This window comes from Providencia sp. R33 (genome assembly GCF_019343475.1).
Taxonomy (GTDB): domain Bacteria; phylum Pseudomonadota; class Gammaproteobacteria; order Enterobacterales; family Enterobacteriaceae; genus Providencia.
The window spans coordinates 3,556,524-3,579,987 of record NZ_CP072453.1; the positions used below are offsets into that span (position 1 = coordinate 3,556,524).

24 protein-coding genes are annotated in these 23,464 nt (G+C 42.5%); 11 read left to right on the forward strand and 13 right to left on the reverse strand.

The window, feature by feature from the left end; all coding sequences use genetic code 11:
• Positions 1-34: 34 nt before the first annotated feature.
• Positions 35-1,219, reverse strand: coding sequence for a multidrug efflux MFS transporter EmrD (gene emrD / locus J6836_RS16715; RefSeq protein ID WP_219245041.1), 1,185 nt, complete (start codon positions 1,217-1,219; stop codon positions 35-37).
• A 438-nt stretch (positions 1,220-1,657) separates the two neighbouring features.
• Here emrD and fpr point away from each other — a divergent pair, with 438 nt between their 5' ends.
• The gene (fpr, locus tag J6836_RS16720) at positions 1,658-2,404 is read left to right on the forward strand and encodes a ferredoxin--NADP(+) reductase (RefSeq protein WP_219245042.1); all 747 of its coding nucleotides are present in this window, start codon (positions 1,658-1,660) and stop codon (positions 2,402-2,404) included.
• 45 nt (positions 2,405-2,449) lie between these two features.
• Here the strand turns inward: fpr and J6836_RS16725 are convergent, their stop codons facing one another.
• Positions 2,450-2,869 (reverse strand): DUF805 domain-containing protein, encoded by a 420-nt coding sequence (locus J6836_RS16725; RefSeq protein WP_219245043.1) that lies wholly within the window; start codon positions 2,867-2,869, stop codon positions 2,450-2,452.
• A gap of 51 nt (positions 2,870-2,920) precedes the next feature.
• Between J6836_RS16725 and J6836_RS16730 the strand changes: the two genes are divergently transcribed.
• The 5 genes from J6836_RS16730 to J6836_RS16750 all read left to right on the forward strand — a co-directional run bounded on the left by J6836_RS16730 (position 2,921) and on the right by J6836_RS16750 (position 9,121).
• Positions 2,921-3,535: a DUF1454 family protein gene (locus tag J6836_RS16730; RefSeq protein WP_219245044.1), complete on the forward strand. Its 615-nt coding sequence runs from the start codon at positions 2,921-2,923 to the stop codon at positions 3,533-3,535.
• A 178-nt stretch (positions 3,536-3,713) separates the two neighbouring features.
• Positions 3,714-4,484, forward strand: a complete 771-nt coding sequence (gene tpiA, locus J6836_RS16735; RefSeq protein ID WP_219245045.1) for a triose-phosphate isomerase — start codon at positions 3,714-3,716, stop codon at positions 4,482-4,484.
• Between the two features lie 420 nt (positions 4,485-4,904).
• Positions 4,905-5,744: an autotransporter outer membrane beta-barrel domain-containing protein gene (locus tag J6836_RS16740; RefSeq protein WP_255586246.1), complete on the forward strand. Its 840-nt coding sequence runs from the start codon at positions 4,905-4,907 to the stop codon at positions 5,742-5,744.
• A 425-nt stretch (positions 5,745-6,169) separates the two neighbouring features.
• Positions 6,170-8,050 carry a glycoside hydrolase family 3 protein gene (locus tag J6836_RS16745; RefSeq protein WP_219245047.1) on the forward strand — a complete coding sequence of 627 codons (1,881 nt, stop codon included), beginning with the start codon at positions 6,170-6,172 and terminating at the stop codon, positions 8,048-8,050.
• 114 nt (positions 8,051-8,164) lie between these two features.
• Positions 8,165-9,121 (forward strand): OmpG family monomeric porin, encoded by a 957-nt coding sequence (locus J6836_RS16750; protein WP_219245048.1) that lies wholly within the window; start codon positions 8,165-8,167, stop codon positions 9,119-9,121.
• A gap of 279 nt (positions 9,122-9,400) precedes the next feature.
• On the opposite strand, the gene J6836_RS16755 is transcribed toward J6836_RS16750, so the two are convergent.
• The 11 genes from J6836_RS16755 to J6836_RS16805 form a co-directional block, all read right to left on the reverse strand.
• Entirely contained in the window at positions 9,401-10,414 is a 1,014-nt protein-coding gene (locus tag J6836_RS16755) for a sulfate ABC transporter substrate-binding protein (protein WP_219245049.1), read from the reverse strand.
• A gap of 331 nt (positions 10,415-10,745) precedes the next feature.
• Positions 10,746-11,723 (reverse strand): 6-phosphofructokinase, encoded by a 978-nt coding sequence (gene pfkA, locus J6836_RS16760; RefSeq protein ID WP_219245050.1) that lies wholly within the window; start codon positions 11,721-11,723, stop codon positions 10,746-10,748.
• A gap of 395 nt (positions 11,724-12,118) precedes the next feature.
• Positions 12,119-13,063 (reverse strand): phosphatidate cytidylyltransferase, encoded by a 945-nt coding sequence (locus J6836_RS16765; RefSeq protein WP_219245051.1) that lies wholly within the window; start codon positions 13,061-13,063, stop codon positions 12,119-12,121.
• Entirely contained in the window at positions 13,060-13,701 is a 642-nt protein-coding gene (locus tag J6836_RS16770; protein ID WP_219245052.1) for a lysophospholipid acyltransferase family protein, read from the reverse strand. Before J6836_RS16770 ends, J6836_RS16765 begins: the two co-directional genes overlap by 4 nt.
• 218 nt (positions 13,702-13,919) lie before the next feature.
• Entirely contained in the window at positions 13,920-14,672 is a 753-nt protein-coding gene (locus tag J6836_RS16775; protein WP_219245053.1) for a M48 family metalloprotease, read from the reverse strand.
• A 227-nt stretch (positions 14,673-14,899) separates the two neighbouring features.
• Entirely contained in the window at positions 14,900-15,481 is a 582-nt protein-coding gene (locus tag J6836_RS16780) for a HutD/Ves family protein (protein ID WP_219245054.1), read from the reverse strand.
• A 79-nt stretch (positions 15,482-15,560) separates the two neighbouring features.
• A complete protein-coding gene (locus J6836_RS16785; protein ID WP_219245055.1) occupies positions 15,561-15,845 on the reverse strand; it encodes an addiction module antidote protein in 285 nt (94 codons plus the stop codon).
• Positions 15,842-16,144: a type II toxin-antitoxin system RelE/ParE family toxin gene (locus tag J6836_RS16790; RefSeq protein ID WP_219245056.1), complete on the reverse strand. Its 303-nt coding sequence runs from the start codon at positions 16,142-16,144 to the stop codon at positions 15,842-15,844. The genes J6836_RS16785 and J6836_RS16790 overlap by 4 nt, the downstream gene beginning before the upstream one ends.
• A gap of 257 nt (positions 16,145-16,401) precedes the next feature.
• On the reverse strand, positions 16,402-16,728 hold the full coding sequence (locus tag J6836_RS16795; protein WP_255586247.1) for a hypothetical protein: 327 nt from the start codon (positions 16,726-16,728) through the stop codon (positions 16,402-16,404).
• Between the two features lie 105 nt (positions 16,729-16,833).
• Positions 16,834-17,082, reverse strand: coding sequence for an ogr/Delta-like zinc finger family protein (locus J6836_RS16800; protein WP_219245057.1), 249 nt, complete (start codon positions 17,080-17,082; stop codon positions 16,834-16,836).
• A gap of 45 nt (positions 17,083-17,127) precedes the next feature.
• A complete protein-coding gene (locus J6836_RS16805) occupies positions 17,128-18,234 on the reverse strand; it encodes a phage late control D family protein (protein ID WP_219245058.1) in 1,107 nt (368 codons plus the stop codon).
• A 158-nt stretch (positions 18,235-18,392) separates the two neighbouring features.
• On the opposite strand from J6836_RS16805, the gene J6836_RS16810 reads away from it, so the two are divergent.
• The 5 genes from J6836_RS16810 (at position 18,393) to J6836_RS16830 (ending at position 23,460) form a co-directional block, all read left to right on the forward strand.
• On the forward strand, positions 18,393-19,556 hold the full coding sequence (locus tag J6836_RS16810; protein WP_219245059.1) for a phage tail sheath subtilisin-like domain-containing protein: 1,164 nt from the start codon (positions 18,393-18,395) through the stop codon (positions 19,554-19,556).
• Positions 19,557-19,568: 12 nt separating this feature from the next.
• Positions 19,569-20,081 (forward strand): phage major tail tube protein, encoded by a 513-nt coding sequence (locus J6836_RS16815; RefSeq protein ID WP_219245060.1) that lies wholly within the window; start codon positions 19,569-19,571, stop codon positions 20,079-20,081.
• A 60-nt stretch (positions 20,082-20,141) separates the two neighbouring features.
• On the forward strand, positions 20,142-20,444 hold the full coding sequence (locus J6836_RS16820) for a phage tail assembly protein (RefSeq protein ID WP_123381962.1): 303 nt from the start codon (positions 20,142-20,144) through the stop codon (positions 20,442-20,444).
• 83 nt (positions 20,445-20,527) lie between these two features.
• Complete coding sequence (locus J6836_RS22800) at positions 20,528-20,593, forward strand: GpE family phage tail protein (RefSeq protein ID WP_230083332.1); 66 nt, start codon at positions 20,528-20,530, stop codon at positions 20,591-20,593.
• Positions 20,590-23,460 (forward strand): phage tail tape measure protein, encoded by a 2,871-nt coding sequence (locus tag J6836_RS16830; protein WP_219245061.1) that lies wholly within the window; start codon positions 20,590-20,592, stop codon positions 23,458-23,460. Before J6836_RS22800 ends, J6836_RS16830 begins: the two co-directional genes overlap by 4 nt.
• Positions 23,461-23,464 lie beyond the last annotated feature (4 nt).

Genomic DNA, 23,464 nt, shown 5'->3' on the forward strand with positions numbered 1-23,464 from the left:
CATTAGGCGGAGAGTTCCGCCTAACCTTTCAATATCAAACCGTTCTTTCTGAATGCCCCATACGGCGAGCCAACGGCAGCCAACATAAAAGCACTAAGGCCGACATTAAAAACATCAGCAAACCAAGGCTAAATTGCCCGTGCTGTGGCATTAATGAAGAAATCCATGTTGCCACACCAGAACCGACATTTTGTAAGCCGCCTACCAACGCGCCTGCCGCGCCAGCTAAATACGGGAATGGCTCCATTGCCCCAGTGGTCGCGAGGGGAAATAACATCCCTGCGCCAAAGAAAAATACCGCTGCAGGCACTAACAATGTCCATGTATTCATGATGCCAAACCAACTCGGCATCCACATCATTAAACCTGCCAGCAAACAAATTAATACGGATTGCCACATCAAGTTGTAAAACGTTTTTCCTTCACGCCCTGCATACCACGCCCCAAAAAAAGCCGCAGGAATTGGTAATATAAATAAGATACTGACGGTGATGCTACTGAGACCTAATACGCCGCCCATTAAAACACCGCTACTCGCTTCAAAAACGGCAATCCCCGCCAGCGCGCCAATTAACATGGCTAAGTAAGATAAAAAAGCGCCATTAGAGAGCAATTCACGGTATGACGCCAGCATCTTACGTTTTTCTGGTGATACTGGGCGAGTTTCCGGTAGCCAACGATACATGCTAAATAACACACTCCCACCTAGGATAAACAGGAAAATATAACAAGCATGCCAGCCAAAAAAGTGTGCCAATATCCCACCGAACATCGGCGCTAATAATGGGCTAACTAACACTCCCATATTTAATAAACTATTTGCATAACGTAATGCAGTACCTTTATATAAATCTCGGGGCATGGTTCTCGCCATCACACCCGCAACCCCAGTACCCAGACCTTGCATACCACTAGCAATAGTCAGCGTATTTAAAGTTGGTGCAAAAATTGCCACTATTGTCGAAAATAAGAAAATGGTTAGCCCTGCTAAAATAACGGGTCTACGACCAATTTGGTCAGATAATGGGCCATATAATAATTGCGAAAAACCATATGAAAATAAGTATGCCGCCATCACCTTCTGAACCGCTCCAGAAGGCTCATTAAAGTAGACTGCAATTTCAGCAATCACAGGGACATAAATAGTTTGTGTCATTTGGCCGACAGCCGCCAATGCAATAAGCATTATTAACAGATTGAAATGTTCCAGCTTTCTCATTTTTCTCTCGGATACAGCAAAAACTCCAGACACACAGCAACTTTGTATTATTAAAAATTAATAATACAAACCGAATATTGGAATTTAATGACGAATATTTAAATGTTGTTTTACGTATTAGCGCTGACTCAGATAAACAGCAAATAATGCGTTTTGCTCTAATGTGATTAAGATAGCAAAATTTACAGCTTTTTCTAAGTAGCGTGACATTTTAGTTTATATATCAATGGCAGCCATATTCGCCACACCTGTCAACATAACTGTACATTAAAATTAAGAAACAACCATTATTAAGAATAAATCACTGGAACACGTTATCGATAAGCATAAATAGTGAACTGCTTTAGTATTAAATCCTAATGAGCGATGCCCTAACTAATTAAGGTGAAACATCACCCACTTAGTAGGATTGATTTTGAAATAATAAGAGGTGGATTTATGGCAAATTGGGTAACTGGGAAAGTGATTGAAGCCAAGTTTTGGACGGATACATTGTTTAGCCTTGTCATCGACGCCCCCATTAAGCCTTTTACCGCAGGACAGTACGCAAAACTTGGCCTTGAAATCGAGGGAGAACGAGTTCAACGCGCCTATTCTTATGTGAATGCCCCCAGCGATAACCGACTTGAGTTTTATTTTGTCATTGTTCCAGAGGGCAAGCTTAGCCCTAAATTAGCACAACTGAAACCTAACGATACATTGCAAATAACCGATGAAGCCGCTGGATTCTTTGTCTTAGATGAAATTCCAGAGTGCAAAAATTTATGGATGCTTTCGACAGGAACCGCCATTGGCCCGTTCTTATCTATCCTACAAGAAGGCAAAGACCTTGAACGCTTTGAAAAAATCGTTTTATTACATGCTGTTCGATATGAAAAAGACTTGAGCTACCTGCCATTAATGCAAAAACTTGAGCAACAATACCAAGGGAAAGTAAAAATAGTCACGGTAGTCAGCCGAGAACACACGCAAACATCTTTGCATGGCCGAGTTCCCGCCCTCATCGAAAGCCATGCACTCGAAAATGCCGTTGGCTTATCCCTTTCACCTGAAACTTGCCATGTGATGCTGTGTGGTAACCCTGAAATGGTGCGTGACACACGGGATATGCTCAAAAATAGCCATGGTATGATTAAGCATTTACGCCGCAAACCGGGTCATATTTCCAGCGAACAATACTGGTAATAGTGATAAAAACTACCCTGAGTTATTTCAGGGTAGTTTGCTCTCTTATAAATAATTCACCGGCTCTGTTTTTTCACCGTATTTATTTGCGCTATCCATTCCGACAAAAACGCCACAATCCAGAAGCATAATCATCGAAATAAATAAGGGTAAAAACCGCCCAATCCCCCACTGCCAAACCGGATCAAACTGACTGACATCCATAGAATACAGTGCAAAAGCCAAAACAATTAATGCGAACCACCCGCCTGATTTCCCCCTATCGTGTAAGCGCTTTGAAAAGATAGCCGCTAAAGGATAAAGCAGGAGGATAAAAAGAAAGAGGGTAACCATTTCAGGTAATAGAAATGTATTCTGTAGCAAGACAATCACGGTCACTAAAATAAAGCTGGCGGCAATACCCGCCCAAAATGGCCGACGACCTATGCGACCTTTGAAGGAAAAAGCCCATTGTTGTAATGTCATTACCTATAATCCTGATACAATGTGAAAACCCAAAGAATGAGTGGCAAAAAAATGACTCAAACCTTAATTCGTTCGATATCCGCCATCATAACCATTTTTGTACTCAGTGCGCCACCTTTGGCAATCGCGCAAAAAGTGCCGACCTTGCCTGATACTGACTTTGAAGTGGCTTACTTAGCCCCTGACGCGGCATCTTTTGATCTCACCATCCCTGAATTACGCAATCAGTTTAACCAAGCCTATAAAGATTTATATCTTCATGAGTATAAAGTGATTGCGAGCCAAGATATTGCCGCACCTTATATTCGTGCGGCATCACGTATCAACCAACAAATCTATTCTTCTGCGGTGCTTGAGCGCGGTAGCGAAAAAATAAAAAGCTTACAAATCACCTTGCTCCCAACAGATAACGCACAAGAAGCCCAAGAAAATCGTCAATTAATGGAGCGCTATACCCTTGCGATTATCCATCAATTCGCTCCAGATGTTTCTTTAGATAAAGCCCCTGAGCTGACCACTGGCTTAAATAAATTTATGGCGGATCAAAACCCAACTCATGCGGAAGAAGCTCGATTAGGCGGCCTGCGATATATTTTAGTAAAAAGTGACAATAATGTGCTTACTTTTGCTGTTGAACCGATTAAGCTAGAGCAACAAACACCCTAAACAGACTGTGATCACGCTCTAAGAACAAGCATGATGAAAAGCAAAGCTATTATGCCCTAATGTTCTTATAATACTTAAGGTGAATGGCGACAAAACTGTCACGTTGCGCCTGCAACATTAATGCGCAATGAATAACTTATTGATTAATCATTCAAACTCTCTGGTTGGAGGAAATAACATGCGACATCCATTGGTAATGGGTAACTGGAAATTAAACGGCAGCACCCATATGGTCAATGACCTGATCGCTGGTCTGCGTAACGAACTGAGCAGCGTTGATGGCTGTGATGTAGCTATCGCGCCACCAGCAATCTATCTGACTCAAGCAAAACATGCTCTCGCGGGCAGCCGTATTGCATTAGGTGCACAAAACGTTGACGTCAATCTGTCTGGCGCATTCACCGGCGAAACCTCAGCTGAAATGCTGAAAGATGTTGGCGCAAAATACATCATTATTGGCCACTCTGAGCGCCGTACTTATCACAAAGAAAGTGATGAATTTGTTGCTCAAAAATTTGCTGTACTTAAAGAACAAGGTTTAATCCCAGTTCTGTGTATTGGTGAAACTGAAGCTGAAAACGAAGCGGGTAAAACCGAAGAAGTTTGTGCTCGTCAAATTGATGCTGTGTTAAATTCCCAAGGTGCGCAAGCATTCCAAGGTGCAGTCATCGCATACGAACCAATTTGGGCTATCGGTACAGGTAAATCTGCAACACCAGCACAAGCACAAGCTATCCATAAATTCATTCGTACCCATATTGCGAAGAAAGATGCAGCGATTGCTGAACAAGTGATCATTCAATACGGCGGTTCAGTGAATGCAAGCAATGCTGCTGAACTGTTTACTCAGCCGGACATCGACGGCGCGTTAGTTGGTGGTGCATCTTTGAAAGCTGATGCATTTGCTGTGATTGTAAAAGCCGCAGCTGAAGCGAAAAAAGCAAAATAATTTATTTTGCCATTCAATGATTAGCCGCCAATTATTGGCGGTTTTTTATTTCGCCTAGCGAGATAATTTTATAATTAGAATTTAAAGTAATTAAAATTAATATTAAATATAAAATCAAACGATTGACAGACCTTATAACCGAACAAAAAACCAAGCGAAATAAAAACATTTAAATTCAACTAGATACGAACAAATTCTATATCTTTAGCGCATCCCTATCAAATAATAACAATAGACACTGCGGAAGGTTTAATACAGATTCATCCTACTTAACAAATCAGTAAAAATTAATAAAGCTCACTCTAAAGGATGAAGATGAAATATATAATTAATTTAATATATAGTATTATAATTATATTTCCGGCCATTTGCTTTTCTGAAAAAAATAATGATTTTTGGCGTATTACAACCAATGTCTATATGGAAATAGAAGAATACCAAGGGCAGCGAGATGCATATAAAAATAAAGTCTATGATAAGCTAAGTACCGTGGGCAAATTAGCCCTAACAAATCCAGAGTCTCTATGGCGATTTAATTTAGAACACCGCGAATCACTGAGAAACCATGGGCGTAACTTCGGTACCTCCCGAGATTCTTACCTTCGTAGCCGTACCCAACTGGATATCACAAAACAATTTATTAAAACGCCGAAAACTGACCTCGAAATTGGTGCGCGGTATCGAAAAGAATCCAATGACTCTCCACCGGAAACAAAAGTTCGCTCTTCCAGTAGCTTATATGCGCTAACACCAGCGGGTAACTATCATTTTAATGATCAATGGTCCTTTAATTTTTGGCTTTCTTATTATTATTACAGCAATTATTTTAATAATAATAGCCATGAAGCAGAAACAGAATTTGGCGCCACCTATCAACATTCAGATAATTTAAAAGCAAAGCTGACGTTTTATTACGACAAAGCATGGGATAGAAATTTCAGTACTCGATTCCTACAATCACAAATTCGTGCTTATTTACCTTTTACCTTAAAGTCCAATTGGCATATCACGCCTTATATTCGCTACGCGATACAAGAAGATACCTATGATAAACATTTCTATCTTGTTCAAAAAATTAATAACGGTTTTCGTCTTGGGACAAATATCGAATACCAAGCGACTCCATCATTAACACTATGGGGGGGTGTCGCCTATGAACCTTCAACATGGAAAAACCCAAAAGAGAACGGTGCGACATCTGGCAATAGTAATAAGCAGACGCTTTATATTGGAAAAATTGGTGTAAAATATCTTTGGTAAACGTTAATTGATTAGCCTTAGTTATTTTTCCAAAAAAAATAAGCCACGCTCAGAAAGGTGTGGCTTTTTTTGTTTTGTGCTATCGCTTTATATTTTAGCAACATCAAATATGACAATAATGAAATTAAATAAAATTAAATTAAAGAAAAAATATTAATTTTAAGAAAAAATATTGTTTAACTGTATTTAAGCAATCGATCACATAATCAAATAATAACAAAGTGAAATTATTCCAGTTCAAAATAAATCATTCCGTTTTAATTATCCTTTAATATCATGCAAATAAATCAGGTAGTTATAAACCCGTATTTATCTTGTATTCTTATTACTCACAAATCAAGAATACCACTAACTGTGATTCTACTCACATCATAAATAAATCTGGGTACTTATTATCCCTCGAAAAATAACTTAGAGAGAATAATATGAAAAAGCTTACCCTACTCACCGCTTGCCTTTTTAGCGCGTTATCCGTGGCTGACCCAATAACTCAAGCTCAGCTCAATGAGCTATGGAAAGACAAACAAAAATCTGCTGATGAAATCGTTAATAAGATGTCAGAAGCAGAAAAAATTGGTCAGTTATTTATGCTGGACTTTAGATATTGGAACAAGGACAGCAATGGAGAACCGGCTGCATTTCTTGCCATGAATGATGAAGTTGCTAAAGTTATTTCCCAATATCACCTCGGGTCTGTCATTCTATTTCGTGAAAACCTTATTGATACACCACAAACCATTAAATTAATCAATCAGTTGCAGTCATCACGTAGCAACTTACCTCTTTTCATCGGTACCGACCAAGAAGGCGGATATGTCACTCGCCTACGAGTTGGTACTGAGATGCCGGGGAACATGGCGCTGGGCGCAACTCGCAACCCAGCACTCGCCGAACTGACGGGAATGATCCATGGATATGAGCTCGCCAGCCTTGGGTTCAATATCAACTTTGGCCCTGTTGTCGATGTCAATAATAACCAAAATAATCCAGTGATCGGTGTTCGCTCATACTCTGACAACAAAGAGTTAGTTGAAACCTTATCCACTAACTACATCAAAGGGATCCATAAATATAACCTATTGACTTCGCTGAAACATTTCCCCGGTCATGGTAATGTTTCCTCTGATTCTCATGTTGATTTACCTATTGTAAACTCTGATGCCAAAACTTGGCGTTCTACCGAATTAGCGCCGTTTAAATATGCTCTTGCCCATGGTTCTGATGCGGTGATGACCGCGCACATTATTGTTCCTGCCCTCGATGATAATAAAATCACCACGCTAACAGGCAAAAAAGTCGGAATACCAGCAACATTATCAAAACCCATTTTACATGGCATCTTACGTGATGAACTCAAATTTGAGGGGCTGATAGTGACGGATGCGATGGACATGGGTGCCATTGCGGATAATTTCGATATTAATTGGGCAGTAGAAACCTCGCTGCTTGCGGGCTCCGATATTGTGCTAATGCCGATCAAAATGTGGGACACAGAAGCAGTCACACGTCTTGATAACATGTACCGTTATTTAGAGGTACAAGCTGCGAAAAATCCAGAGCTGCAAAAAAGAATTGATGAGTCAGCAAGGCGCGTTATTTTAAAAAAACTTCAGCAACAAATTACCGCACAGCCAGTTGATATCAGTGTAGCCGAGCAAATTGTTGCGTCTAAAAGTCATAAAGACCTTGAAAATATGGTTTCAGAGCAAGCTATCACATTGATCAAAAATGACAACGTACTGCCTTACATATTGAAACCCCAAAACCGTATTTTAGTCATTTCTGACGAAAAACCGCGTAATACGCTTATCGAAAAACACTTACATGATATCGCCGTTGAAACTGGCGTTAGCATAAAAAGTAATGAGCACGTTGTGAAGCTGAATGAAAATACACTGTCAAAAAGTGATGCCGAGCAACTCATTGCCAATCAAGATTTAATTTTACTCACAACCTATAATCTAAAAGATACCCCCACAAACGCCCAGCTCATCATTGACGCTGCAAATAAAACCAAGACACCGTTGGTCGTGATTTCCTCTCGTAACCCTTACGACATCGCGTATTTAAACGGCGTCAAAGCAAATATCGCGATTTACGGGATCACTGGGTTTGATATTACCAATAATAACCGTAACTCATTGGAAACCAACATTCGTAGTGGACTGCGTACCTTGTTTGCCGATAGCCACGCTCAGCCACTAAATCCACCTAAAGGTTTGTTACCCGTCAATATCAAAAATCCACAAGGGAACAAAATTCTCTTCCCTTATGGCTACGGTGAAACTTACCACACTGCACATTAATGACTTTAATAATCAATTAATTAGCCTTTATGTCACCACGGAATAAAGGCGAGATACTTACGCCTTAATAAAGGCATTAAAAAAACAAAAATAGATAAAAATTAAAGGGTTAAAATGAAAACTTCACTGAATGGTTTACTTCTTGTTACGCTATCTGGACTAAGTGTCACCGTTTTCGCCGCAGAACCCGCCACAAATGATTACTGGCGCATATCATCTAACGTTTATATGGAATTAGAGAAATTTGAAGGGCACCATAACACCAGTGGTCGCAAAGTTTATGACAAAACAACCATGGTGGGGCAACTCTTTTTAGTTAATCCTGAATCAAAGTGGAGCTTCTTCCTTGAGCACAAGGAATCATTAAGAAGCTATAACCACGACTTTTCGACGTCTAAAGACTCATTTATTCGTAACCGTACACAAATTGGTGCTACTCGAAAAATGTATGCCAGTGATATTGGCCAATTCAATCTGAATGTCACTTATCGAAAAGAATCTAATGACTCAGCCCCAGGAACCCAAGCCCGACCATCCAATACCATGTTCTGGTTGATGCCGAGTGGTACTTACAATATTACAGATAAATGGGCCTTTAACTTCTGGGATGCGGTGTATCACTATGATAATTTTCACGCACCAAATAGCTACGAGTGGGAATCTGAGCACGGTTTAGTTTATAAAATCAATGATTCAGCGACAGCAAAAGTTTATATGTATACCGACTGGACATGGGATAAAGATTTCAACAAAACATGGGAACAAAACCAAATTCGTGGCTATTTCCCAATTACGCTTAATCAAGATTGGAGTGTCATGCCTTATTTTCGTTACTATTTAAACGAACATAACTATGACAGCAACAAACGTACGACTCAAAAAGTGAAAGAGGGTTATCGAGTTGGAACTCAAGTTTTCTATAACTTAACACCGAAACTGACCTTATGGGGAGGCTTTGCCGTTGAACCAAGTACATGGGAAAATGAAAAAAATGCAGGTATTACTTCCGGTAGCAATAACCGTCAAACCTTCTACCTGGGCCAATTAGGTGTTAAATACCAATGGCAGTAAACTGATAAATCACTCCCCTAGCCTACCTCTAACAGGTTAGGGAAGTTTGTTTGCTTGCTCAAGTTAAGAGGATCCCTAGGAGCATGCATCAGTATGTGACCTGAGTAGCTGAGCGCAAGCAACAACGCCACGGCGCGAAATATGGCGAATATTAATACTCTAAATAGTTCAAATTGTAGGTAGGCGGCGAGCTAAGCGAATCCCTAGAAGCATACACCAGTATGTGACTAGGGTGAGTGAGTGAAGCCAACACCCCTACAAATTGAAATATGACGAGTATCAGCGTTGAATTATCTCGTCAAACACCCCCCCGTTTGCAAAATGCGTTGCTTGCGCGGCTTGCCAGCCCCCAAAATCTTTATCAACTGTTAGCAACTTCAACTCAGGGAATTGTTGCTGATATTTTTTTGCGACTTTACTGTCTCGTGGCCGATAATAATTTTTAGCAGCAATTTCTTGCCCTTCTGGCGAATAAAGATGTGTTAGATAAGCTTCTGCAACTTCTCTGCGGTCACGTTTATCAACCGTTTTGTCGACGACTGCCACTGTAGGTTCCGCTAATATGGAAATACTGGGCGTCACCACTTCAAATTGGCCATTTCCCCCTAGCTCATTGATAGCAAGTAGCGCTTCATTTTCCCACGCAATCAATACGTCACCAATGCCGCGTTCAACAAAGCTATTTGTTGCTCCCCGCGCGCCCGAGTCTAATACTTCCACATTTTGATAAAGTTGCTTCACAAATTGCTTCGCTTTTTCAGGGTCTTGCTGATTTTTATTTAATGCATAACCCCACGCAGCTAAATAATTCCAACGTGCTCCACCTGATGTTTTCGGATTAGGTGTCACCACTGAGACGTCTTTACGAATTAAATCATCCCAGTCTCGAATATTCTTCGGATTATCTTTACGCACTAAAAAAACAATGGTGGACGTATAAGGTGCAGAATTATCAGGCAATTTTTCTATCCAGTTTTTATCTATACGACCGCTTTGCGCAATGGCATCTACGTCATATGCTAAGGCTAATGTAACAACATCTGCCTCTAACCCATTGATGACTGAAATAGCTTGCTTACCTGATCCACCGTGGGATTGACGCACAGTAACAGTATCACCCGTTTTCTTTTGCCAATAATCACTGAACTCCTGATTATATTGCTGATAGAACTCACGCGTAGGATCATAAGACACATTCAACAGTTGAATGTTTTTCGCCCAAGCTCCTGTCGTCAACACCAATAACAATGCGGTCGTTAATTGTGATTTTGTTACCTGCCATGAAAGTGCCATTTTTGATTCCTCACCAAATTGTCGATAGGACGAGGCTGACAGATAGCATCAATAACTGGAAATAATTAAAAAGAAAAACTTATGCTTATGGGGAATATATGAACAGGTAAGGGGAGATTTAAGTTGTGACTAGGGTTAGTGAGCGTAACCAACACTCCTACCGCTGAAATATGGCGAATATCCATTTTTAACATGACAGATATCCATCTTCTAAATAATGTGAGTTGTGACTAGGCGGCAAACGAGGATAGCTCGGGGAACATACATAAGTATGTGACCCGAGTAGCCGAGAGCAGCCAACAACGTCACAGCTCAAAGTATGACGAAGATGTTAGTAAAGCTTCTTAGCCGTATCAAACCAATCCTTCTTAAATACGCGCTTCATATTCATTACCGCATCAATAATATCATGGTGAACCAGTTTCTCATTTTGGATCCCCACGCAGCGCCCACCGTAACCTTCAAGCAGTAATTGGATGGAGTATGCCCCCATACGCGAGGCTAAAATACGGTCATATGCCACTGGCGAACCACCACGCTGAATGTGTCCGAGTACTGTTGCGCGGGTTTCATGGTGTGTTTCTTGCTCAATATATCTGGCTAGCTCACCTACGTCACAAACGTGTTCTGTGATAGCCACAATCGCATGGCGCTTGCCTTTTTCAATACCACGTTTGATTTCAGATAATAGCTCTTCACGGTCAAAACACATTTCTTGCTCAGGTAATACAAGGAATTCGCACCCCCCCGCGATCGCCGCAGATAGGGTTAAATCACCACAGTAACGCCCCATTACTTCAACAATGGAGATACGTTTATGGGATGTTGAGGTATCACGCAAGCGGTCAATGGCTTCCACAACAGTTTCAAGTGCAGTGAAATAACCAATGGTGTAGTCAGTCCCAGCCACGTCATTATCGATTGTGCCTGGTAAACCAATACATGGGAAACCTGCTTCTGTCAGTGCTTTAGCCCCCAAATAGGAACCATCACCACCAATAACAACCAGCGCATCAATATGGTTTTTCTTCAGATTTTCAAAGGCGATAGCACGTACTTTTTCATCACGGAATTGTGGAAAACGAGCTGAGCCTAAAAAGGTGCCGCCACGGTTAATCATGTCCGACACACTGTATCGGTCTAATTGTTTCATGCGGTTTTCATATAGGCCAAGGTATCCGTCAAAAATACCCATCACTTCTAAGCCTTCACCTAAAGCAGCACGTACCACGCCACGGATCGCAGCATTCATACCAGGTGCGTCGCCACCACTCGTTAAAACCCCAATTCTTTTAATCTGCTTGACCATGATGACCTCTGATTAATGAATATAAAATTGCAAATCTATGAAAAACCGTTGAACCGCTACCAACCTACTTAGAATCAAAGCTGAATTGATTCAACAACTGGCATAATACGGTAAAGTAGGCATTATGCATCTGCTTTCCATCAAGCTTTTGTGTTTTATTGTGATCCAGTTTACATAATTCTAGTCGATGACCTCAATAGGTAAACTTGTTCCCTCTAAAAAAGAGAGCCTAAACAAATTTAACTACAGTGCACTCTGGTCGCCTTAGTTTGAAACACAAATTAAGTAAGGATAATACCACTTTAATTCATCAGGCGCTGTAGCCTCAAAGCAAAAGAAAAGCACCATTTGGTGCCTTATCTTAGTGAACGAACAAAAACGAAAATTAAACACCGTTAAGTGTAATAATAACGCGTTAAATGGAAAAAAATGGGTGCAGCAAAACACAGTGAATCTATTCGGTCTAGCATGCCACCATGGCCTTCAATAATAGCCCCGAAGTCTTTAATTCCACTATCACGCTTGATGGCTGACATGCATAATCCACCTACAAACCCCATAATGGTGATCGCTAATGACATTAAACCCGCGACCCACCAACTAAATGGTGTCACCCAATATAAGCAAATCCCGATCAGTACAGAGGATAAAATCCCCCCAATAAAACCTTCTATCGTCTTATTTGGGCTCAATTTAGGCACAATAGGGCGTTTACCCATCAGTTTACCGAATACATACTGCAACACATCGGAAATCTGCGTCACAATAATTAAGAAGAGCAATAATTTTACCCCCTCCCCTTCATAGCCCTCAATATTCAGCATCAACAGTGCTGGAACATGGCTTAAACAGAAAACTGTTACCAACATTCCCCATTGAATTTTTGCTGTACGCTCAAGAAAATGAAAGGTATCCCCTGCCAATGCAATGCGTGTTGGTAAAAAGAGGAAAACAAACACAGGCACAAAAATTGAAAACATTCCGTACCACTCAACACCAACCAACAGGTATTGCAGCGGAATGAAAATAAAGAAACACCAAAACAGGGCTTCATGATCACTTCGCCGCGTTGGCGTTAAAGTAATAAACTCGCGCAGTGCAAAGAAGGATATCAACGCAAATAAGATAACCACGGCGATATTACCCAGTACTACCGCCAATACGCAGATAATGCACATCACCCACCATGCCCGAATTCGAGCATTTAAGTTATCAATGGTTGGGTTGCTTTTATCACCAGAATAACGGTAGGCCAAAATTCCACCAATCACGCTCGCAAAAACCAAGATCCCAAACACGCCCGATAATAATAAGGCTAATTCGCTGTCCCACAAGTTCATGGCATCAACTCCTCTAACGCTTCTTTGGCACGTTGCAAAAATTCAGTTTTATTTTCAGTTTCGGTTAAAGGAGAAATAGGCTCACCGACCACCGCAGAGCAAATAACCGGCACAACTAATTTAGACCCTTTCGGCAATACACGGTTAAGGTTTTCGAGGTAGATAGGAACGACTTCAACATCGGGGTATTTCTTCGCTAAGTGGTAAAGGCCACTCTTAAATTGGCCTAGCTCTTCACCATTACCGCGAGTTCCCTCAGGGAAAAATATCAATGAATGTTTAGCGGCTAAAACGGATTCGAGAGGCTCCAAAATATTACCTTGTGTAGGTTTGTCCCCTTTTCTATCCACAAGAACGGCGCGAAAAACATTATTCACCAAATAACGACGAAATGGTGTTTTATCCCAATAATCTTTCGCCGCAACAGGGTGAACAAAATGGCGCATAAGGGGAGGCAAGCCAGACCAAATCACTAATCCATCCAAATGGCTTGAATGGTTTGCATAATAGATACGTGGAGTTATGGCAGGTTGACAACCCACCCAACGAGTACGCACCCCAGTTAATAAGCGGCAAGTTCCCGATAACAGCATTCCCATTCCCTTTGCAAGAAGGGAAATTCTCTGCACTTTTTCCATCTTTTTTCCTTGTTAGCGTTTTAGCAAACGTAAAACTGCAACACTATGAAAAAACCTGAATATTATTTATATGAATAAGATAGTGAGTGATTTGAGGAAGTACAACGGGGGAAGTTCTGATTTCTAACGCTGAAATAAGAACTTCTGCAAGACATAAATAATAGGTGCAACAATGCTTATTTACACTGTTACACCTTATTATCAAAAATAATTAAAAATTATTTTTTGTCAGCGGCAATACGGTCACGGATGTTTTGTGCACGTTCGCTTGAAGGTGGGTGAGAGTCAAACATACTGGTCTCTTGGCTACCCATTTTTGCTAATTTCTCAAAACCAGTGACTAAACCGTCAGTTTTCACACCGCGTTTTTTCAGTAAGTCGTAAGAGAAGTTATCCGCTTCGCTTTCTTGGTGTTGAGAGAACTGGGAGTTGACCAGTTTTTCACCCAGTGCAGCAACTTGTGATGCGCTCAGTTGTTCAACCACGCCACCCGCTGATGCTGCCGCTGTACGCGCTGCAACGGCTGCATAAGCAACTTGCATTGCTTTACGAGTATGGCCTAATGCGACGTGACCCATTTCATGGCCTAGAACGCCTTCAACTTCGTTGTCGTTCATAACATCCATCAGACCGCTGTATACACGCACACAACCGTTAGCCATCGCCCATGCGTTCACATCGTTAGTCATGTAAACTTTATAGTTAACTGGGGTACCATCAACTTCGTTACCCAGAGCTTTAGCGATTTTGTCTAAACGTTTGGAATATTTGCTCGATGCAGGTGCAATTTTGTTCTGTGCATCCATCTCTTTACAAGATTGGTCGCTTAATTGCTTAACATCTGAATCACTCAGTGTTGCTGCTTGGAATAATTGCATCCCAGAGTTAGTCAACATCCCTTGGTCAATATTTTTACAACCTGTCAGAATCACAGCAGAAACAGCAACTGCTACAAGCGCTTTCATTTTCATAGATCATTTTTTCCTTTAAAAATACCATTCTTATTTTTTTAGTGACGCTAAAGACTATAAATTTTGCGAAAAATAACAATAGGAATAAAGCCATAATTACAGGTTCTATGAATTTGATAACATTTTTACTAAAATAATTTAATCGGCGGAGTAATATCTCATCCTAAAAAATAATTACCGCTAAAAATATTGGGGAAACATCCAAATAAATAGCATTAAATCCCTAACTATTTAATAAACAGCTCTATTATACAGAAATCCTGCTCTGCAGATTGCTTGGTTGAAAATTGCAGCGGCTGGAGATTATCCCTCACTAACAACGTTTCAAAATGATTTAAAACAAATGGTTGCGAGTTCACTTTCATACTCAGACTTGGCGCAGTATTGAAAACGAGAATCTGGGCTGCATCGCTAATCCATGAAGTGCCTGACGATGAACGAATCCACTGCAAGCGTGCTGAATATTTTTCAGGGTTATAAATCAAATTGAAATCACGAATAGCGTCTTTGACCAGTTCTGCATGCACATGACTTTCACCCTTAAAGGCAAAAAACGCTTTTTGCCGTAACGTCACTGGGTTCTGGTCATCCACATGCAAAGTCATCCCTTCGCCTTCCAACACACCAATAATACGTTGGCGATTTAAAAAATGAGAAAAAGGCCCCGCGGCTTTCACATCCGCAATTGAAACCCGCCAGTCAAAATCATCAAGCCCTTCGCCATGGCTTCTCGCTACTTCTAACGTGACGCCTTGCCCATTTTTCCAAGGCATACTGCGATAATCCTGAGCGGTTAACACGTGAACCATAACGTTATCCTATTTTTTAGTAGAGAGGTAATAGCAAGGCATTGAAATAATAAACATTTATTTCAATAAAAATAGAGTATTAAATACTTTTAAATTGTAGCTTCAAACCAAGAGAGTTAACTATTTTTATTATTGTATTGAATGTAGGATTACCTTGACCTGACAATGCTTTATATAAACCTTCACGGCTCATCCCTACCTCTTTAGCTAATTGACTCATATTGCGAGCTTTTGCGATATCCCCGAGGGCTGATAATAATAAAGCAGGATCACCTTCCTCCAAGATCTCATTAAGATACAATTGGATTTCTTCTTCGCTATTTAAATGCTCAGCAATATCATATTCTTTTAATTTAATGGTCATAATTCACCTTCAATTTGACTAAAGACCTGTTTGGCTTTGATGATATCTTTTTGCTGGGTTCCTTTACTCCCACCGAAGAGCAAAATGACCATAACGTTATTTTTCTGTTTTAAATAAACGCGATACCCTTGCCCCTCATGTATCCTCAGCTCTGAAAAACCATCACCAATCGGCTCAATATCGCCAAAATTTCCATTTTTTAGGCGCCGAATTCTCACTTGAATCTTGGTTTTCGCCCTTAAATCCTTGAGATCCCGTATCCAGTTGTCGAATAGATCTGTTGTTAATACTGTTATCATAAGACGTCTCCTTGTCTTGATACTTGTATCTTAATCACCCTCTACAAATTGTCAACTACAGTTAACACTCAGCCTATTTAAACAAAAAAAAGCCCCTAAAAGGGGCTATAAAAGACAGGGATGGTGTTCGTTATTGAACCGTAAGCATTTGTTATTAAATGATTTATAATTCATGTCGTCCACGTTCCGTCCACATCGACCATTATTGACCACTATCCCCTCTTTTGTTGGCTCGAGAGAGGGGATTTAATATTTTATTATTTCTTACCAGATTTTAAGTTCTCTGAGTTAGTCCAAACATCAATAATTTCTCCCGACCCTTTCACGTAAACTTTTACGTGTGCAACTCCGCTAGTCCAACCTTGAGAAACTACTTTTTCAATGGGGAAACCCTCTTTGAGAAAAAGGCACTCTGTCTGCATTAGTTTTGCAACCGCCTTTTTATCATCATGGCTCGCTGCCGTATGAAGCCTATCAAATGCATTCTCAGAAATGCAAACCGGATAATCACCACTAATATATGCAGCGTTTGCAGTAGCAACAATTCCCAAACTTAACGCCGTTATCAAAAACCCCTTTTTCATAAATACCCCTATTAATCTAATTCAAATAGTACGTTATACGTAAATTTTATTATTGCTCAACCGACCCTATCACAAAAAGTAAACCCGCCAAAATGGCGGGCTATTTCAAAACATATCTAATTGCGTTTCACCTCGATGTGATTTTGGTAATCCCTCCATTGGGATCTCAAAACCTATCGGTAATTCTTGCGGGGTTGGTATAGTTAAAAATATTTCCACTGAGGTTATTGTTGTAAAAGAGCAACCACACAAAATATTCTGGCATTGGTGATAACTTCTACGGGTTTCACTACTCATGGATTTACTGGTTTTGGTATAAGTCACAGCGCCACACTTTGGACAATTGAACGCCATTTTATAACCTTGGGTTATGGGTATGCCTGACGTTATTATAATCAATTATGTTTCGTTTTGCTCGTCATCCGTCATATCAATATCTTTGATTTTTATTTCCAGTTCCAAATGGGTGATAAACCCGTTCCCATCAATGGTGTGTGTCACTCGGCTAATCACCCACTGGTGACTATCAATGGTCGGTTTAAAGCCAGATACCGTGACAGGCATTTCAGGGTATAAATCGGCTCGCCCCTCGGCCAACGTAATATTAAATTCTGCCACACCCCTTTGTAATTTTAACCACTTAGCTGCGGCGGCGCGTTTAGCGGATTGCTCGTTTTTAAAGGTTTGCCGCATCACAAAAACATTACCCTCGGCGCCCTCAATATAATCACCCTCTTTTTTGCTCGACTTCTCTTTTTTGGGTTTTTGCTTGCGTTTGAGATTGGTTTTCTTTTGTTTACCGTAGTTCAAATCTAGCCAGTAAGCTTGTACGCCAGTGTACGCTTGCCGGTCAGCCAATCGGAAATAATGCCTATCCCCACTTTCCCGCATGATGGTAATGACAGGTAAAGGCTTGCCGCTTTGCGTGACGCCTTGATTAGGCACGATAAATAACAGGCTGCCATTTTTAATGGTGGCTATCGCACCGAGCATTTCAGCCATGCGCGTTAAAAAGCTGATATCGCTCTCATTGGTCTGGTCAGCATGGTCAATTTCAATGTGCATCAATTGTTTGCTCACTGCGGGTTTTAGGTTATAACGCCCCGCTATCGCGCTCACGACATCGGGCACTTTGATATCGTGCCAGCTATATTCTCGTTTGACGTTAAAATCTTGCCGAAAGTCCGCGCTACGTGCGGTTACCGTGATTTGGTCGGGAGGGCCTGAATGGCTAATTTCATCAACGGTATACATCCCTTTGTGTACCAAGGCTTCCCCCTGCCAACCAAGGGAAACGGAAATCTCAGCCCCACGCGCCGGTAATGCAATTTTACCGTCGGTATCATCGATAGTGAGCTCTAAAGTATCGGCTTCAAAACCGCGATTATCCGTTAATGTTAATGACATAAGCCGGTCATTGACGCTCAAGAGCTGCACGCCACCGACAGTTAAATCAAATGCAGGAACTTTGACTAAATTCCCCTCTGTCCAATCCGTAAAAGACATATTCACCACCTAACCAATTCAATATGCCTAGATTGTCGTCGCGCGCGTAAGTGAGCAATCATCAATGGTTCTCTTATGTCTGTGAGAACCCTAAGTACATGATTTGTTATCAAACATCCCTGAGAATAAAGATAAATAGACATCAGGAGATAATAACGATGGCCGTATATCATCACGGTGTTGAAGTCCATGAAACCACCGACCTCAGCACCCTTATTCGAGATATCGACACTTCCGTGATTGGTATCGTCTGCACCGCAGAAGATGCCGACCCCGAGGCGTTCCCACTCGACACCCCCGTATTAGTCACACGCATTAAAACGGTACTCAGCAAAGCGGGTAAAACAGGTACGCTTTACACCACACTTAAAGCCATTGATGACCAATGCAGCCCGAAAGTCGTCATTGTGCGCGTTGCCGAAGCGAAAAGCGGTGATAAGACACAAGACCAATTAGTGATTGGAGGTACCAGTGACGATGGTCGCTACACTGGCCTTTATGCCCTGCTAACCGCTGAAGCGAATATCGGGGAACGTCCGCGCATTTTGGCAGTTCCCAAACTGGACACCAAACCTGTTGCCATGCAGCTTGCAATTTTTGCCGAGCAAATAAAAGCCTTTGCCTATATCAGTGCCAACGGCTGTAAAACTATCGCCGAAGCCAAGAAATACCGCGAGGATTTCAATCAGCGCGAAGTGATGATCATCTATCCTGAATTTATCGCGTACAACAAAGAAAGTGGCCAAAACGAAGTTATCCCCGCCACCGCTTACGCCATTGGCTTACGTGCCAAAATTGATGCGGAACAAGGCTGGCATAAGTCGATTTCTAACGTGCCGGTTAATGGCGTTTTGGGTATTAGCGCGGATATTTACTGGACGTTACAAGGTAAAGACACCGACGCCAACGATTTAAACAGCCACCAAATCACCACGCTGATTAAGCGCGATGGGTACCGTATTTGGGGTAATCGCACCGGTGATAAAGAAATTTATACCTTTGAAGTGTATACCCGCACCGCGCAAATCTTGGCTGAAATGATCGCCGAGGCGCATTTTAGTTATATCGACAAAACACTCACGCCCTCATTGGTGAAAGATATTGTTGATGGGATCAACCGCAAAGGCGCACAACTCGTCACGCAAGGCCGTTTATTAGGGTTCCAGTGTTGGTATGACCCATCGGATAACCCGAAAGAAAATTTACGCGATGGTAAGGCGCACATTCGCTACAAGTACACCCCCGTACCGCCACTGGAAAACCTGTCTTTAACGCAGGAATTCACTGACGAGTATTTCGCTGTTTTTGACCAACTGGGCTAAGGAAATTGAATTATGGGTATGCCTAAAAAACTTTTTATGTTTGACCTGTTTATTGATGGCCAAACCTACCTTGGACAAGTAGAAGAAGTCACCCCGCCAAAGCTGTCATTAAAAACAGAGGATTATCAAGGTGCCGGTATGGTGGGCTCTGTGGCTGTCATGATGGGCTTTGATTCTGGTGCATTAGATATGGAGGCCTCTATGGGGGGCTTAATGTCTGAATTGCTGGAAAGCTGGGGCGCTACGATTGACGGTAAGCAATTCCGCTTTGCGGGCTCTTACTACAATGATTCAACCGGTGAATCCGTTCCGTGTGAAATTCAAACTCGCGGACGTTTCACTGAATTGGATTTCGGCAGTGCGAAAGCCGGTGATAACACGCAACACAAATACACCATCAAAAATACGTACTGCAAAATTACCATCAATAACAAAGAATCATTTGAAGTGGATTTGCTCAACATGGTGTGGAAAGTCAACGGTAAAGACATGCTGGAAAAACACCGCGCCAACATTGGCCACTAATTAATACGGTGGGTTTCATCACCCACCCATTTCACGTTTATTTTAATAGGAATAGTAACCATGGCTGAAGTTATTCAATTCGACGCACCCATTAAATTAGAGTCAGGGCAAGAAGTCACTGAAATCACCATCACCGACACCATGAAGCAAGTCGGCGCATTACGTGGCTTAAAACTGTATGACGTGATGACCTCTGATGTGGATTCACTGATTAAGTTACTGCCGCGTGTGACCTCACCCCGCATGACTGAGCGCGACGTTTCACTACTCCCTATTCCTGCATTTAATGCACTCGCCACCGGTATTGCCAATTTTTTAGTACCGAACTCCCCGCAAGAGACGACAGACAGCGCGGACGAGTAATTGAGTGCCCGAATATTGAAACGGACGAGTTAATCGCTGATATCGCCACCGTTTTCCACTGGGCGCCGTCTGAATATGACGCCATGACGGTTGGCGAAATCCTGTTATGGCATAAACGCGCAGCCGCCAGAACAGGAAATGAATCATGAGTGACCGCAATTTAAATATCAAAGTGTCGTTAAGTGCTGCGAATAAGTTGTCATCCCCTGTCAGTGCTGCGCAGCGCAGCGCCGCAGGATTAGCAACTCAAATCAAAGCCACACACGCTTCAATCCGTAATTTACAAAGCCAGTCGAAAACGTTCGAACGGCTTTCTAATTCCGTCAATAAAAACTCACAAGCCTACGAAACGGCCAAAAACAAGGTTAAGGCGTTACGTGACCAATACCCCCCGCTGACCCAGCAAACCGAAGAGCAAAAGAAAGCTTTGGCCGCTGCACGGCTAGAGCGTGACCGTTACGGCCGCACACTTGACAAAGAAAAACAAAAACTCAACACCGTAACGGCCACATTATACCGCCACGGCATATCCGCACGACAAAGCGGCGATGCGACGGCACAAGTGACACGACGCACTGAAATCTATAACCGACAACTGGATGAACAACGCCGCCGGCTTAGCGCGGTCACACGGGCACAAGGCCAGTATGCCAAATCAAAAGAGCTACGCAATAAATTAGCCACTGGCGGTGCGATTGCCACCGCAAGCGGCGCGGGTGCGCTGTATGCCGGTGCGCGAATTACTGCTCCGGGTCGAGACTTTGATGAGGGTATGTCAACGGTTCAAGCCCTCACCCGATTAGATAAAAACTCGCCACAATTGGCCATGCTACGTCAGCAAGCGCGAGAGCTGGGCGCCAGTACCGCTTATACCTCCACTGACGTTGCGGCCGGCCAAAAGTTTTTGGCGATGGCCGGTTTTACACCGGATGCCATTAAGGCCGCATTGGGTGGCGTATTAAACATGGGGTTAGCTGGTGACATGGATCTCGGTGAGGCTTCCGATATTGGTTCAAACGTTCTGACGCAATTTCAATTAAAAGCGGAAGACATGAACCGCGTTTCTGACGTGCTCACGGCCACCTTTACCCGCAGTAATACCGATTTACGCCAACTCGGTGAAACCATGACGTATGCAGGCCCGATTGCTGCACAACTTGGCGTAAGCCTTGAAAGTATGGCGGCAATGGCGGGAACCATGGCAGATAACGGTATTCGTGGCAGTATGGCGGGTACGTCACTCCGCGCCGGCTTATCGCGCATGGTTGCCCCTGTCGGCAAAGGCCAAGCCGCTCTTGATAAGCTAGGCGTCAGTGTCAAAGACGCCAGCGGCAAACTCCGTGATGCTGACGAAATATTAAAAGACGTTGGCAAGAGTATGCGTAAGTTTGACCAAGCCAGCCAGATTCGCATGAAAAAAGATATTTTCGACGAAGAAGCCATGGTCGGTATGGGTGCTGTCATTGATGCTGTAATGAATGGTCGCTATGACGCACTGAAAACCGCGAACATGGGCGCCGAGGGGGAAGCGGATAAAAACGCCAAAGTTAAAATTGATAACTTAAAAGGCGACCTAAAACAGTTAGAGTCTGCATGGGAAGATCTCGGCATTGAAATTCAAGAAAATGTCGATTCCCCTCTACGCCGTGTCACCCAAGCATTGACTGACTTTATAGGTAAAGTTGGTCAGTGGATGAAAGAACACCCCAAAATGACGCAAGCCCTTGCCGTCGGTGGAATAGCTATTGCCACCTTAGTCACTGCGCTTGGCGCATTAGCTCTTGCCGCTGCTGCGGTGATTGTGCCATTTGCAGCTATGCGGCTCAGCCTATTTATGCTTACTGGCAGCCAAGGATTTGGTGGCTTAATGGTCGCGGGCAGTAATGCCATTAACCTTATTGGCGGCGGGTTTTCGTTGTTATTGAGCCCTGTAGGTTTATTTGTTGCCGCCATCGTAGCAGCTGGGGTATTAATTTATAAATACTGGGAGCCGATTAAAGCTTTTTTCGGTGGATTTTGGGAGGGGTTCACATCAGCCCTTGCGCCAATTGGCGTGGCTTTCAGTGCTACCTTTGCCCCGTTTGCCCCGATATTTGACGGCATTTCAAATGCTGTTAGTAAAGTATGGAATTGGTTTAAGGAATTACTGTCACCGGTTCAATTATCTACCGAAGAATTGAAATCTTGCACCGAAGCTGGCCAAGTTTTTGGTGAGGTGGTCGGTAAAGCCATCAGCGCCCTATTCTTTCCCATTCAGCAAGTCGCTAAAGGACTTGGCTGGATATTAGAAAAACTTGGCGTTATTCCCTCCGCTGCCGAAGCTGCCGCCGATGCGGCTCGTGCCATGGGGGTTGACCCGAACGAAAAAGACCCGTTCAAAGTTCTGAACTCCGTTTCTGCTTATGCAGGGAAAACCGCTAAGGCCAATGAACAGGCACAAAAACAGCAAGCCGAGGCAACCAGTAAAATAACCAGTAGTGTTACCGTTGCAGGTAAACAGCTTGAGAAAAGTAGCGAACTACAGAAAAAAGCCAATGACGTGAACCCGCTAGAAAATGCAGAAAAATACGGTACCTTGGTGTATGACGGCGCAGAGAAAAAGAGTAAATCCAAAGGCAGTAAATCTGCATTAAGTGACGCCGCGGAAAGTGTCGATAGAAATAAACTCGGCGATATTGTGTTTAAAAACTTTCCAGCCGTAACAGCCGTTGATGGGTTATATCAAGAGCCCCGCATTGCTGCGAGAAAAACCTCATTATTTCCCCAGTTCAATGATTCACTCATTAATACGTTAGCCCCTATTCAGCCCAAATTAAATGCAGTACCGGTGGCGGTATCGCCGACACGGCCAGAACGCCAAATCATGCAGCCGGAATACAATACCTTTGAGTTGAATTTTTACGGAGTTGATATGAGCAATAAAAAAGAAATTGCCGACATTGTGAAACAGCAATTAACCACCTTGTTACGTGAGCGTGATAGCCGCCGCCGTTCCAGCTTAAAAGATCAGGATTAATATT

Excerpts from the sequence above, each read along its gene's own strand:
- J6836_RS16785 (WP_219245055.1), bottom strand. The coding sequence starts at position 15,845 with ATGACCATTAAATTAAAAGAATATGATATTGCTGAGCATTTAAATAGC.
- J6836_RS16830 (WP_219245061.1), top strand. The coding sequence starts at position 20,590 with ATGAGTGACCGCAATTTAAATATCAAAGTGTCGTTAAGTGCTGCGAAT.
- J6836_RS16770 (WP_219245052.1), bottom strand. The coding sequence starts at position 13,701 with ATGGAAAAAGTGCAGAGAATTTCCCTTCTTGCAAAGGGAATGGGAATG.
- J6836_RS16755 (WP_219245049.1), bottom strand. The coding sequence starts at position 10,414 with ATGGCACTTTCATGGCAGGTAACAAAATCACAATTAACGACCGCATTG.
- tpiA (WP_219245045.1), top strand. The coding sequence starts at position 3,714 with ATGCGACATCCATTGGTAATGGGTAACTGGAAATTAAACGGCAGCACC.
- J6836_RS16790 (WP_219245056.1), bottom strand. The coding sequence starts at position 16,144 with ATGATAACAGTATTAACAACAGATCTATTCGACAACTGGATACGGGAT.
- J6836_RS16805 (WP_219245058.1), bottom strand. The coding sequence starts at position 18,234 with ATGTCTTTTACGGATTGGACAGAGGGGAATTTAGTCAAAGTTCCTGCA.
- J6836_RS16765 (WP_219245051.1), bottom strand. The coding sequence starts at position 13,063 with ATGAACTTGTGGGACAGCGAATTAGCCTTATTATTATCGGGCGTGTTT.
- pfkA (WP_219245050.1), bottom strand. The coding sequence starts at position 11,723 with ATGGTCAAGCAGATTAAAAGAATTGGGGTTTTAACGAGTGGTGGCGAC.
- J6836_RS16780 (WP_219245054.1), bottom strand. The coding sequence starts at position 15,481 with ATGGTTCACGTGTTAACCGCTCAGGATTATCGCAGTATGCCTTGGAAA.
- J6836_RS16815 (WP_219245060.1), top strand. The coding sequence starts at position 19,569 with ATGGGTATGCCTAAAAAACTTTTTATGTTTGACCTGTTTATTGATGGC.
- J6836_RS16800 (WP_219245057.1), bottom strand. The coding sequence starts at position 17,082 with ATGGCGTTCAATTGTCCAAAGTGTGGCGCTGTGACTTATACCAAAACC.
- J6836_RS16820 (WP_123381962.1), top strand. The coding sequence starts at position 20,142 with ATGGCTGAAGTTATTCAATTCGACGCACCCATTAAATTAGAGTCAGGG.
- J6836_RS16730 (WP_219245044.1), top strand. The coding sequence starts at position 2,921 with ATGACTCAAACCTTAATTCGTTCGATATCCGCCATCATAACCATTTTT.
- J6836_RS16745 (WP_219245047.1), top strand. The coding sequence starts at position 6,170 with ATGAAAAAGCTTACCCTACTCACCGCTTGCCTTTTTAGCGCGTTATCC.
- J6836_RS16810 (WP_219245059.1), top strand. The coding sequence starts at position 18,393 with ATGGCCGTATATCATCACGGTGTTGAAGTCCATGAAACCACCGACCTC.
- J6836_RS16725 (WP_219245043.1), bottom strand. The coding sequence starts at position 2,869 with ATGACATTACAACAATGGGCTTTTTCCTTCAAAGGTCGCATAGGTCGT.
- fpr (WP_219245042.1), top strand. The coding sequence starts at position 1,658 with ATGGCAAATTGGGTAACTGGGAAAGTGATTGAAGCCAAGTTTTGGACG.
- J6836_RS16795 (WP_255586247.1), bottom strand. The coding sequence starts at position 16,728 with ATGAAAAAGGGGTTTTTGATAACGGCGTTAAGTTTGGGAATTGTTGCT.
- J6836_RS16775 (WP_219245053.1), bottom strand. The coding sequence starts at position 14,672 with ATGAAAATGAAAGCGCTTGTAGCAGTTGCTGTTTCTGCTGTGATTCTG.
- J6836_RS16740 (WP_255586246.1), top strand. The coding sequence starts at position 4,905 with ATGGAAATAGAAGAATACCAAGGGCAGCGAGATGCATATAAAAATAAA.
- emrD (WP_219245041.1), bottom strand. The coding sequence starts at position 1,219 with ATGAGAAAGCTGGAACATTTCAATCTGTTAATAATGCTTATTGCATTG.
- J6836_RS16750 (WP_219245048.1), top strand. The coding sequence starts at position 8,165 with ATGAAAACTTCACTGAATGGTTTACTTCTTGTTACGCTATCTGGACTA.